Here is an 11,854-nt window from a genome sequence, read left to right as displayed (position 1 = left end):
GTCGGCGGCTAGAGGGTCATGCTGTAGACCCAGAGTTCGATCTCCGGGCGCGGGCGCCAGTCGCGTTCCGGGGCGCGGCTGAAGCCGACCCGCTCGTAGATCCGGTGGGCGGCCGCCATGCCGGGGCGGGTGGAGAAGGCCATGCCGGTCAGGCCCAGTTCGCGGCTGCGGGCCACGCAGGCGCGCACCAGGGCCTCGCCCACGCCCCGGCCACGGGCCTGGGCGGCGGCGGCCAGCATCCTGATCTCGCCCTCCTGGGGCGTGGCGATGTCGGCCCACTCGGTGCCGCCGACCGCGAAGGTCACACAGCCCAGCACCCGGCCCGACGGCCCCTGCGAGAGGTCGGCCGGGTCGACCGCGACCAGCAGTTCGGCCTCGGCCGCCCGGCGCCGGGCGTCGCGCAGCAGGTGGACGTACTCGGCGTCGGGCCTGGTGTGGCCGTCCCCTACGAAGGCTTCGACAGTGACCTCGCCCGCGGGACCGAGGTCGGGTTCGTCCGCGGGGCGGATGAGGATGTCCATCGGGCCAGTGTGCCAAAGCGCAGGTCGGACGCGGCGGGGAGGGTGCCGCGCAGGCGGTCGACGGGGGCGGTGCGGTCGGCGGGGTTGGTGCGGCCCGTGCGGTCCGTGCGGCCCGGGCGGTCCGCGCGAGGGGCGGGGACGGGGGCGGTGCGAGCGGCGGGGGCGGCGTGGCCGGTGACGGGGGTGGCCGCGTGCAGGCGGTCGGGACGGTCCGGGTCGTGCGGGTAGCCGCCGCCGCGGTGCCAGTTGTCGCGCCCGTGCCGGCCGGTGCGGTCCAGGTCCCGGCCGAGCAGCAGCCCGAGCAGGCCGAATCCGCCGACCGCGCCGAGGACGCCGATGGTGCTTGCCAGCAAGGAGGAGGTCATGCCTCCACTCTCGGCACCGGTCGGCAGACGCACGAGTGGCAGCAATGACTATCTCCGTCGAATTACTGCCACATCATCGGTAGGCTGGCGGCATGCTGAAGAACGTGGTCGCGGTGGTCCTGGAAGAGGTGCACCCGTTCGAACTGGGCGTGGCCTGCGAGATCTTCGGCCTGGACCGCAGCGCCGAGGGCCTGCCCGTCTACGACTTCGCGCTCGCCTCCGACCGGCCCGGTGAGCTGCGCACGCACGCCGGCTTCTCGGTGAACGTCCCGCACGGCGTGGAGCGGCTGGCCGAGGCCGACCTGATCATCGCCGCGGCCACCGGCCTGCGCGAGGAGCATCCGCCGGAGCTGCTCGACGCGCTGGTGGCTGCGGTGGCCGGCGGGGCGCGGGTGCTGTCGATCTGCAGCGGCAGCTTCCTGCTCGGCGCGGCCGGACTGCTGGACGGCCGCCGCAGCACCACGCACTGGCGCCACACGGCCGAGCTCGCCGCACGGTTCCCGCGGACCACGGTCGAGCCGGACGTGCTCTACGTGGACGACGATCCGGTCATCACCTCGGCCGGCACCGCCGCCGGGATCGACGCCTGCCTGCACCTGGTCCGCCGGCTGCAGGGCGTGGAGGTGGCCCGCGGCATCGCCCGCCGGATGGTGGTGGCGCCGCACCGTGAGGGCGGGCAGGCGCAGTACGTCAACCGGCCGCTACCCACCGAAGAGTGCGCCGCGTTCGGCACGATCCTCGACTGGATGCGCGCGGAGCTGGAACGGGACTGGACGGTCGAGCAGTTGGCCGCCCGGGCGCACATGGCGCCGCGTACCTTCGCCCGGCGGTTCCAACAGGAGACCGGCACCACGCCGTTGCGCTGGCTGATCGGCCAACGGGTGCTGTACGCGCAGCGGTTGCTGGAGGAGACCAGCGCGCCCGTGGAGGCGGTGGCGGAGCGGGTCGGCTTCGGTAGCGCGGCCACCCTGCGCCACCACTTCGGCCGCTGGCTGGGGACCACGCCGCTGGCCTACCGCCGGGCGTTCGGCGGGTCCTGACGTGGTGACGTCCTGACGTCCTGACGTGGCCGGGCCCCGGAGCGTGGAGGGTGCTCCGGGGCCCGGCCATGTTCGTGGTGGTTGGTTGCGGCGGGGGTCAGCTGGGCGTCAACGTCCCTGGAGGGACTTGACGTTGTCGCCGAAGGTCCAGCCCTTCGAGCCGTCCCAGTTGATCGACCAGGTCATGAGCCCCTTCAGTGAGCCCCCGAAGGCGTTCCACGACTGGCTGACCAGGCTCGGCGCCATGTAGCCACCGCCCGCGCCGGACTGGGCCGGCAGGCCGGGCACCTGCTTGTCGTACGGCACCTTGATCGTGGTGCCCTGGATGACCAGGCCGTTGTTCAGGCAGGTGGTCTGCGCGGTGAACCCCTGGACGGTACCGGCCTGGTAGGAGTCGCCGGAGCAGCCGTACATGCTGCCGTTGTAGTACTGCATGTTCAGCCACCAGAGGCTGCCGTTGTCGGCGTACTTCTTGATGATCGGCAGGTAGGCGCCCCAGATCGACCCGTAGGTGACGCTTCCACCGGTGACGTACGCGGTCTCGGGCGCCATCGTCAGGCCGAAGCCCGCGGGCATCTGGGCCAGCACGCCGTCGATGATGCGCTCCAGGTTGGCCTGCGAGGCGGACAGCGTGGTGATGCTGCCGCTGCCCGACAGGCCGGTCTCGATGTCGATGTCGATCCCGTCGAAGTTGTACCTCTTGAGGATCGGGACGACGGTCGCCACGAACTTGTCGGCGACGGTGCTGGAGCTCAGGTCGATGCCCGCGGCGGCACCACCGATCGACATCAGGATCGTCGCCCCGGCCGCCTTGGCCTGGCACATCTCAGCGGGGGTCGAGACCTTGACGTTGGTGTCCATGCCGTCCTGCCACAGGACGGTGCCGTCGGAGAGGATCACCGGGAAGGCGGCGTTGATGACGTTGTAGCCGTTCGCGGCGATCCGGCTGTCCGTGACGGGGACCCAGCCCATGCCGGGGTGGACGCCGTTGGAGGCGCCGTCCCAGTTCTCCCAGTACCCCTGCAGCACCTTGCCGGCCGGTCGGGGCTTCGTGGGGCAGGTGTCACCCGGCGGCGGGGTCGTGGGCGGGGCGGTGGTCGGCGGGGGAGTGGTGGGCGGCGGGGTGGTCGGCGGGGGCGGAGTGGTGGGCGGCGGAGTGGTCGGCGGTGCGGTGGTGGGCGGCGGGGTGGTCGGGGGCGGGGTGGTCGGCGTGGGGCTGCTGCCGCCGGGCCCGGTGAGCGACACGTCGTCCGCGTCGTACGCGGGCTGCCCGTACCAGCCGTGCAGGTAGACGGTCACCGAGGTGGTGTTCGCTCCGGTGGTGAAGCTGACGCTGAGCTGGCTGTACGACGAACTGCTCGGCGTCCAGGTGGACGGGTTCCCCGTGAGGCCGGTGCCGGTGGCGCCCAGGTAGACGTAGCTGCCCTGGACGTAGGCGCTCAGCGTGTACGGGGAGTTGGGCTGCACGCTGATGGTCTGGGTGCACTGGGCGTTGTCCGAGCCGACCGGCGTGGCCTGGAGCGCGGCGGCACCGGAGTGGACCGGGCTGCTGACGACCGTGCCGGATCCGCCGGAGCAGCTCCATCCTGAGAGCCCGCTCTCGAAACCGGGGTTGGCCACCAGGTTGGGGGTGGCGGCTCCGGCCGTGACCGAGCCGACCACGGCGATGCCGGTGCCGATGACGGCGGCGGCGCTCACCCCGGCGAGGGAGCGCACCAGGACGGTCGGTCCGTCCTTGGCGTGGCCGGCCCGGGTCGCCTGCGGTGCGCGCTCCACGGCCGCCCGATGCGGACGAGGTGCTCGGAGCGGTTCGCTCCCGGCCCGGCCGCCCTCGACGCGGCCGGGCTCCGGACGAGGGTGGACATCGCCCGACGGGCGTGACGTACGTGACCTCCGACGGAACATGTGGTGCTCCAATTCCCGCCGAGCGCCGTGGACGTGTCCGACGCGTGTGGGGGCGTGACGCCCGGCTCTGGGTGAGGTGGGGACATGTGGGGCTGTGCCGGACCGGATCGTAGGAGGGGTGGCGGGGCCCGTCAATAGGTCTGGACCACTTGGCGACTTGGTGCACCGTCAGGTCTGGACCACTGGCGAGCGGTGCGAGGGTCGCCCTCGATGCCTGACGAGCCGTTTTCCCGCTGGAGGCGCGTTTTCGGGCCTGTCCGGGCGGGTGGGCGCGACTTGAGCCGAGTGGCGGTGATCAGCAGTCGCCCCACGTACCGACGCCCCTGATCCTTGCTCAGGGCGGCCCGGCACTATATTGAACACGTTCAAATATGACGGCAGAGATCTCCTGCGCTGAGCCTTGGGGAGTTCCCACCGCCGTCGGGATGTGACGAGCTCGGACCGGGGGACGTATGGACGTTGCGGCGCGCGTGGTGATCACTTGGATCGCGACCTGGGTGGCACTGGTCGCTCTCCTCCTCTGCCCGTTGCTGTTGCCGGACCAGTGGCAGTACTACGTCTATTCGCCGGCCAGTGTGGGGCTGTGGATGCTGTCCATGCTCGGCGGCCCGGTCGTAGCCTGCGCCGTCAACTGGCGGTGGATCCGCCAGGGCGTGTGGAGGGCCGGGGCCGGCGGGAGCGGGTGGGCCTCGCGGAGGTGAGTGGGGTGGGGGCGGCCGAGCGGGGCCGGGCATGGTGACGGGCCCCGCCGAGGCGTGGCGGGGGCGGTCTCGCGGGTGGCGCCGGCGGCCAGGGGACGGCGGGCGCCGGCGGGACGGCGCGCCTGGCCGGGAGATCCCTCGGGGAGGGCTGTCGGGGAGGGCTGTCGCGGAGGGTCGCCGGCCAGGAGGTGGCGGAGGTCAGGAGGCGGCGGAGGTCAGGCGGAAGACCGGGTAGCCCGGGGCGACGCGGAGCAGGTCGGCCTCGGGGGCGTCGGCGTCGAGGCCGTCGAAGAAGATCCCGACCTCGAACTTCCAGCGCCGCAGGTAGGCGCGCAGCACGGCGGGCTTGGCGTCGTCGGTCAGTTCGGTGGCGTGGAAGGTCTCGGTGCGGCGGCCGACCCGCAGTTCGCCGGTGCCCGCCGCGCGCAGGTTGCGCGCCCACTGGGTGTGGCCGCGCGGTGCGACCAGGTAGCGCTCGCCCTCGTGGGTGAGGAGGTTGACCGGGGTGGTGCGCCACTCGCCGCTCTTGCGGCCGCGCACCGCGAGCACCCGGGAGCCCCAGAGGCTGAGGCCGGCCCGGGTGAGCGCCGCGACGATCCTGTTGCCGATGGTCACGGCGCGGCTGCCGGTCCAGACGTAGCGGGGAGTGTCGGCCGGAGATGCCTGTGTCATCGGAAGCTCCTCGAAGCGGCGGAGAACTGTGAGCGGCGATCATTGACGAGAGCGGCAATCGCATTCGAGAGCACTGCTCTCGTTTCTGCTTTCGACTCTGGCACCGGCGCACTGCCGAGTCAAGAGCAGTGCTCTCGTTTGCGACTATCGCTCTCACTTGCGATTGCCGCTCTCCTTGCGGTGCGCCGATCCGAATCCAGTGCGCTGCTCCCGATCTATGGCACGCTGAGGCCATGGCAGCGATTCGAACCGCCCGGGAGCGCGCCCGCGAGGAGCTCACCAGGGAGATCAAGCAGGAGGCGCGGCGCCAGGTCGCGGTCGACGGCGCCCAGCAGCTCTCGCTGCGGGCCGTCGCGCGGGCCCTCGGGATGGCGTCCTCCGCCCTCTACCGCTACTTCCCCAGTCGCGACGACCTGCTGACCGCCCTGATCATCGACGCCTACGACGACCTCGCCGAGCGGGTCGAGCAGGCGCTGGCGGCGACCGCCCCGCCCCGCGGGAGCACCCGCGCCGAGCAGGCCCTCGCCGCCCGGCCGCGCTGGCGCGCGCTCTGTGGGGCGGTCCGCAGCTGGGCTCGGGAGCACCCGCACGAGTACGCGCTGATCTACGGCACCCCCGTCCCCGGCTACCACGCTCCGCCGGAGACCATCGCCTCGGCGGCCCGCCTCCCGCTCGCGCTGCTCGGCGTGCTCCGCGGTGCGGTGGGCCGGCTGGACCCGATCCCCGGGCGCCAGTTGCCTCCCGAGCTGTCGTTGCAGCTGGCCAAGGTGTGCGCGCAGTACGCGCCCGAGCTGTCGCAGAGCGTGGTGGCGCGCGCGATGGTGGCCTGGACGCAGTTGTTCGGCATGGTGAGCTTCGAGCTCTTCGGGCACCTGGACGGTACCGCCGACCCGGCCGACGCCTTCTTCGTGCACGCCGTCGAGCAGATGGCCGACTTCCTCGGGTTCCCGGAACCGCCACCCGCGGGCTGAACCGGGCGAGCCGTACCGGCGAGCGGCGAGCGGCGAGCGGTGCACGGCGACGTGCGGCCCGCGCGGCAGCACGACGCGGGCGCGCGCCCGGGGCATCCGCCCCGACCACGCGCCCGCGTCGGCCGCGCTCGGCCGCTACACCGCTGCGCCGCTCGGCCCCTGCGCCGCTGCGCCGCTCGGCCCCTGCGCCGCCGCGCCGCTACACCGCCGTGAACGTCCAGCGCTGCCAGTCCGCGCCGGTGGCCGTGGACTGCACGATCGGCGTACCGTCCGCCGTCGACCCCGCCGCGCCCCCGGCGCTCGCCGAGCCGACGCTCAGCACCTTGCCGGAGTGCTGCGCCGTCACCGTGTAGCCGCCGCCCGGTGCCGCGCGCAGCGTCCAGTTCTGGTTGGCGTTGCCGGTGCAGGTCCACTGCAGCACCTGGGCGCCGTCGGCGACCGACGATCCGGAGACGTCCAGACAGAGCCCGCTGCCGACCGACACCAGGTGGAACACGCCGCCGCCGGCGTCCTGCAGGGTCCACTGCTGGTTGGCGCCGCCGGTCGGGTGGTACTCGATGACCGGGGCGCCCGGGCTGGTCGAGCCGCCGTTGACGTCCGCCGCACTGCCGCTGGAGGCGACCGTCAGCCGGTAGCTGTGGCCGGCGGCGGGCGGCTGCGGGCCGGCCGGGTCCTGGTACGCCTCGACCTCCCAGAGCGAGTAGCCGTAGCCGGTGCCCCGCTGGGTCAGCGAGATCCGCAGGTAGCGGCCGCTGCCGTTGAGCCCGGTGAGGTCCTGGACGCCGCCGGTCCCGCCGGTGGTGCCGTAGAGGGTGCTCCAGGTGGTGCCGTCGTCGGAGAGCTGCACCTGGTAGGCCTTGGCGTAGGCGGCCTCCCAGCTCAGCCTGACGTGGTTCACCAGGTGCGTGGTGCCGAGGTCGACCTGCAGCCACTGCGGGTCGGCGTAGGCGCTGGACCAGCGGGTGCCGTAACTTCCGTCCACCGCCGCCGATCCGGGGAAGGCCGCGGTCTCGGTGGAGGAGACGGTGACCGGACGGCCGAGGGCGAGGTCGCCGGCGGCGGTGTCGGCCGGCCAGCCGGGTGCGCGGCCGACGGCGGCGATCAGTGGCTGGAACCCCGCGTAGGTGGCGACCGGCTTGGGCGATCCCCAGGTCTGCTGGGCCAGGGCGCGGATCGGCGCCAGGATGCCGGAGGCGGTCTGCTGCTCGGTCTCCGCGCCCGGGTTGTCGCACCAGACGTGCAGCACCGAGCCCAGGTTGCGGCCGGGGTCGGTCAGCGTGGCGCCGCCCTGGAACACGCCGGGGTTCCAACTCTCGTACATGGACTGGGTGTCCGGCTTGGCGCCGCCGTAGACGTAGTAGGTCGGCGTCCAGCTGGAGTTCATCACGGTGTGGCCGGCCGCCACCAGCTGCTGCGGGGTCAGGCCGTAGGTGTACCAGTAGTCCACGGTGATGTCGGCGTTCGGAGTCACCGTGCCGTCACCGGACTTGATGCCGTCGTTCCACATCCGCATGGTGTGCCCGCCGGCCCGCACCAGCGCGTCGGCCCAGTTGACGAAGCCGTAGAAGACGTCCTTGGCGGTCGCGCCGGCGCCGTAGTGCGCGCGGGCGTAGCTCAGCAGCTGCGGGTAGGCGCTGTAGTCGGTGACGTACTCGTCGGCTCCCAGGTGCCAGTAGGCGGCCGGGAAGAGCGGCAGGTACTCGGTGATCAGGTCCTTGATCAGCGTGTAGGAGGCGGGGTTGGAGAGGTCGATGAAGGAGTTGTCGGGGGTGCCGGAGCTGTTGACCAGCCTCAGTTCGGGGTGCGCGGCCAGCACGGCGTCGAGGTGGCCGGGCATGTCGATCTCGGGGACGACCGTGACGTGGTAGCGGGCGCCGAGCGCGATCAGGTCGGTGATCTGCTGCTTGGTGTAGTGGTCGGGTGAGGTGATCTCCGGGTGGCTGCTGCTCTCCAGCCGGAAGCCGAAGGTGTCGGAGAGGTGCAGGTGGAGGTAGTCCATCTTGACGTAGGCGAGGTCCCTGATCTCCTGCTGGAGCCACGGGACGGTGAAGAACTTCCGGCCGGTGTCGACCATCAGCCCGCGCTCGGCGTACTGCGCCCAGTCGTGCGCGGTGCCGCCCGGCACGGTCCGGGACTGGTGCAGCAGTTGCAGGATGCTGCGGGTGCCGGCGAAGACCCCGTCGTCGTTCGCGCCCTGGACGGTCACCGCGGACCCGACGGTCAGGGTGTAGGCGCTGAGCCGGGTGTCGGTGCCGCCCAGGGTCAGGAAGAGGTCGCCGGCGCGGGCGGCGGTGTCGCTCACCTCGCTGACCGTGGAGCCGCCGAGGGTGCTCAGGTCGTCGGCCAGTACCTGTCCGGTGGTGGTCAGTTGGGCGGCGTAGGCGGAGTCGACGACCACCCGGCTGGTGGCGCCGAACGTGTAGGACCCGGCCTGGGCCGTCCACTGCTGGAGGGCCGGGATGGTGACCGGTGCGCCCGCGGCCGCGGCGCCCGCGGTGGCAGTGGCAGTGGCAGCGCCGGTTCCGGCACCGGTCGGGGCCTGCGCGGCGGCCGGGATCGAGCCCGCCGCGCAGAGCGTGAGCAGCAGCGCGACCGGCAGGCCGACCGAGCGGGCGAGCAGCCGGCCGGGTCGTCCCAGCCGCCCGGCAGGACGGCCACCGGTCGGTCGGCGCGGGTCGGTGGGTCGGTCCGGGCCCGTCGGTCGGTCCTGGCCCGTCGAGGTGGAGCGGTATCGCATCATGAGCGCGGCCTCCGGGAGTGGCACCGGCCGCCGGGCGATGGGGCCCCGGCGGCCGGTGAGCGAGGGGCGGGTCAGAGCGGGAGGGACCAGGCCTGGTTGGCCTGGCCCGCACCGCAGGTCCAGGCGTCCAGCCGCGTGCCGTCGGCGCTGCCGCCGCCGTAGACGTCCAGGCAGAGGCCGGAGGCGGTGTTCGCCACCGTGCCGTCGGCGCGCGCGGTCCACTGCTGTCCGGCGCCGCCGCAGCCGGCGAGCACCACCCAGGAGCCGGCCGAAGTCCCCGACTCGGTCAGGCACTTGCCCAGGGTGCGGATGGTGCCGTCGGAGTTGGTGGTCCACCGCTGGTTGGCGTTGCCGGTGCAGCCGTAGAGGATCACCGGGTTGCCGTCCGTCGTCGAACTGTTCGAGTCGTCGGCGCACTTGGCGCCGTTGCCGGTCAACTGTCCGGTGGGGACGGCGGCCGCGCAGCCCTGCGGGGTGAGCCGCCAGACGGCCGTGCCGTGCGCCGGGACGGTCGCGGTCAGAGCCGTCGAGGTGCTCGAACTCGCTCCGGTCCACAGGTCCTTGGCGTTCACCGTGCAGCCGGTCAGGCCGACGGCGGAGAGCGCGGTGCTGATCGAACGGGCGCCGGCGGTGCGGTTGAGGACGGCCACCGCGCGGTCGCCGTTGGCCAGCGGGCGGGTCAGCACGTCGGTGCTGCCGTTGCTGGAGACGACGGCGGCCTGCCGGCCGGCGCTGTCCTGGTCCAGGGCGACGAGGTCGGTGTCGCCCAGGGCCGAGAGAGCGGCGGAGGAGAGGTGGGCGACGTCCGAGGAGAGGATCAGCGGCGCCGCCATCATCGACCAGAGGGCGACCTGGCTGCGGGACTCGTCGTCGCTCAGGCCGCCGTCACCGGCGATCAGGAAGTCCGGGTCGTTCCAGTTGCCGGGCTTGGCGTAGCGGCCGATCCAGCGGTTGTAGCCGTAGTTGGAGAGCACCGAGCCCCACCGGGAGGCGTTCGGAGCGGAGGCGTTGTAGGTGGCGATGTCGTAGCCCTCGCGCCACAGTTGACCGTCCTGGCCGACCCAGCCGAGCACCGAGAACCAGCTCGGGTTGCCCCACTCGCCGCTCTGGAAGTACGCCGGGGCGGACTCCGAGAAGGTGATCGCCCGCCCGCTGGCGCGCAGGGCGGCGGCCTGGGCGTCGTAGGCCTGGCGGTAGGCCTGCTCCTGGCTCTGGCCGGCGGCGGTCCAGACGTTGCAGCCGTCCAGCTTCAGGTAGTCCACACCCCAGGCGGCGAACGAGGCGGCGTCCTTGGCGAAGTGGTCGCCGCCGCCGCCCTGCGGCTGCCCGCTGCCGGGGTAGCCGCCGCAGGTGCTCGACCCGGCGTCCTCGTAGATGCCGAACTTGAGGCCCTTGCCGTGCAGGTAGCTGCCCAGCCAGGCCATGCCGTGCGGGAACTTGACGGGGTCGGCGACCAGGTTGCCGGCGCTGTCGCGGCTGCCGGCCATCCAGCAGTCGTCCACGGTGACGGTGGTGTAGCCCTTGGCCGCCAGGCCGCTGGAGACCAGCGCGTCGGCGTTGCCGGTGACGGTCTGCTCGGTGATGTCGCACTGGTAGTGCGCCCAGTCGTTCCAGCCCATGGGCGGCGTGGCGGCGAGTACGGGCGCGGCGGCCGGTGTGGTGGCCGATGCGGGGGCTGGTGCTGGTGCTGATGCTGCGGCTGGTGCGGCAGCGGCGCCGGCCGGCGTACCGAGGCCGGCCAGTGGCAGGGCCAACAGCGTTGCACCGCTGAGGAGTCGACGGAGACTGCGGGGGACCGGGGGCACGGAGGCTCCTTCCGGGCGGCCGTGGGGGACGCCGGGGAAGTCGTGGCAGGGGGATGGTCCGAGCGAGGTCTGGTGCGCAACCAGTGCAGCCTCATTGCTTATTCATGTCAAGACAATCGCCAGAACGAGCAGAAACGAGCATCATGGCCCGCATGTGGGGATACGACGAAGCCCCCGCGTCACCAACCGCGGGGGCTTCGTCGTATCCCCGGACAGCTCCCGGCGTGGCCACCGGCCCGTCGACCCGCCAAGCCGTCCGTCAGTCCGCCACCGTCACCGCGCCCGCCAGGTGGTCGGTCTCGTTCCAGCACTCCGGCCGCAGCCGGTCGTGGGCCGAACGCCACACGCTGGCCGAGCAGTTGCGCACCGGCTCGAACGCCACCAGGCGCTCCTCGGTGAGCCGCTCCAGGACGTAGCGCAGCATCAGCACCACGGTGTCGTGCGCTACCAGCAGCACCGGTCTGCCGGCCTCCTCGGCGCACAGGTCCCGCAGGCAGTCGCGCACCCGCAGTGCCACGTCCGACCAGCTCTCGCCGCCCGGCGGCCGGTAGTAGAGCTCGCCCATCTTCCGCCGCCGGGCCGCCTCCTCGGGGTGCCGCTTCTCGATCGCGGCCGCCGTGAGCATCTCCAGGATGCCCAACTCCCGGTCGCGCAGCCGCTCGTCGTAGCGCACCGGCAGGCCCACCGGCACCGCGCCGAGCCCGGCCGCCTGCGCGATGGCGATCCGCGCGGTCTCCGCGGTGCGCACGTACGGCGAGCACCAGACCGCGCGCGGCCGGTCGGCGGGCGGCAGTTCGGCCCACCAGCGACCGAACGCCTGGGCCTGCGCCTGGCCCTGCATCGAGAGCGGGATGTCGGCGTCCCGGCAGGTGATCGGCACGCTCAGTGCCCCGGCGGCCTCGGCCAGTTGGAACTCCACGTTGGCGGTGCTCTGGCCGTGCCGGGTGGCGATCAGCACCGACGGCAGGGCGGCCCGGCCCTGCTGGGGCGGGTGTCCGTTGAGGATGGTGCTCAGCTCTGGCATGGCCGGTGCTCCCCGTCGGTCCGGTGGGTGTGGGGGTGGGTCGGGCATCAGGCCCACCCGGTGGGCGGGCGGGTCCACCAGGTGTCCCTACCCACCGGGCGCCCGTCCCG

At 72.9% G+C, this 11,854-nt stretch carries 9 protein-coding genes; 2 read left to right on the top strand and 7 right to left on the bottom strand.

What is annotated here, in order from left to right; all coding sequences use genetic code 11:
• Positions 1–8: 8 nt before the first annotated feature.
• Together ABD323_RS10300 and ABD323_RS10295 are read right to left on the bottom strand one after the other, a co-directional pair.
• Positions 9–521, bottom strand: coding sequence for a GNAT family N-acetyltransferase (locus ABD323_RS10300; protein ID WP_344440988.1), 513 nt, complete (start codon positions 519–521; stop codon positions 9–11).
• Positions 446–886: a hypothetical protein gene (locus tag ABD323_RS10295; protein ID WP_344440987.1), complete on the bottom strand. Its 441-nt coding sequence runs from the start codon at positions 884–886 to the stop codon at positions 446–448. Before ABD323_RS10295 ends, ABD323_RS10300 begins: the two co-directional genes overlap by 76 nt.
• A 92-nt stretch (positions 887–978) precedes the next feature.
• Between ABD323_RS10295 and ABD323_RS10290 the strand changes: the two genes are divergently transcribed.
• Positions 979–1,926 carry a helix-turn-helix domain-containing protein gene (locus tag ABD323_RS10290; protein ID WP_344440986.1) on the top strand — a complete coding sequence of 316 codons (948 nt, stop codon included), beginning with the start codon at positions 979–981 and terminating at the stop codon, positions 1,924–1,926.
• A gap of 108 nt (positions 1,927–2,034) precedes the next feature.
• Here the strand turns inward: ABD323_RS10290 and ABD323_RS10285 are convergent, their stop codons facing one another.
• Together ABD323_RS10285 and ABD323_RS10280 are read right to left on the bottom strand one after the other, a co-directional pair.
• The gene (locus ABD323_RS10285; protein WP_344440984.1) at positions 2,035–3,702 is read right to left on the bottom strand and encodes a carbohydrate binding domain-containing protein; all 1,668 of its coding nucleotides are present in this window, start codon (positions 3,700–3,702) and stop codon (positions 2,035–2,037) included.
• 1,028 nt (positions 3,703–4,730) lie between these two features.
• Positions 4,731–5,204: a nitroreductase family deazaflavin-dependent oxidoreductase gene (locus ABD323_RS10280; RefSeq protein WP_344440983.1), complete on the bottom strand. Its 474-nt coding sequence runs from the start codon at positions 5,202–5,204 to the stop codon at positions 4,731–4,733.
• A 233-nt stretch (positions 5,205–5,437) separates the two neighbouring features.
• On the opposite strand from ABD323_RS10280, the gene ABD323_RS10275 reads away from it, so the two are divergent.
• Positions 5,438–6,175, top strand: coding sequence for a TetR/AcrR family transcriptional regulator (locus tag ABD323_RS10275; protein ID WP_344440981.1), 738 nt, complete (start codon positions 5,438–5,440; stop codon positions 6,173–6,175).
• Between the two features lie 199 nt (positions 6,176–6,374).
• Here the strand turns inward: ABD323_RS10275 and ABD323_RS10270 are convergent, their stop codons facing one another.
• From ABD323_RS10270 to ABD323_RS10260, 3 genes are all read right to left on the bottom strand, one after another.
• The gene (locus ABD323_RS10270; RefSeq protein WP_344440980.1) at positions 6,375–8,915 is read right to left on the bottom strand and encodes an RICIN domain-containing protein; all 2,541 of its coding nucleotides are present in this window, start codon (positions 8,913–8,915) and stop codon (positions 6,375–6,377) included.
• A 71-nt stretch (positions 8,916–8,986) separates the two neighbouring features.
• On the bottom strand, positions 8,987–10,534 hold the full coding sequence (locus ABD323_RS10265) for a ricin-type beta-trefoil lectin domain protein (protein WP_344440979.1): 1,548 nt from the start codon (positions 10,532–10,534) through the stop codon (positions 8,987–8,989).
• Positions 10,535–10,979: 445 nt separating this feature from the next.
• Positions 10,980–11,744: a histidine phosphatase family protein gene (locus ABD323_RS10260; RefSeq protein ID WP_344440978.1), complete on the bottom strand. Its 765-nt coding sequence runs from the start codon at positions 11,742–11,744 to the stop codon at positions 10,980–10,982.
• Between the last annotated feature and the right edge of the window lie 110 nt (positions 11,745–11,854).

It is taken from the genome of Kitasatospora nipponensis, assembly GCF_039528135.1.
Lineage (GTDB): Bacteria > Actinomycetota > Actinomycetes > Streptomycetales > Streptomycetaceae > Kitasatospora > Kitasatospora nipponensis.
Note: the sequence above shows the minus strand (reverse complement) of the source record. Positions and strands in the feature narration are given on the sequence as shown.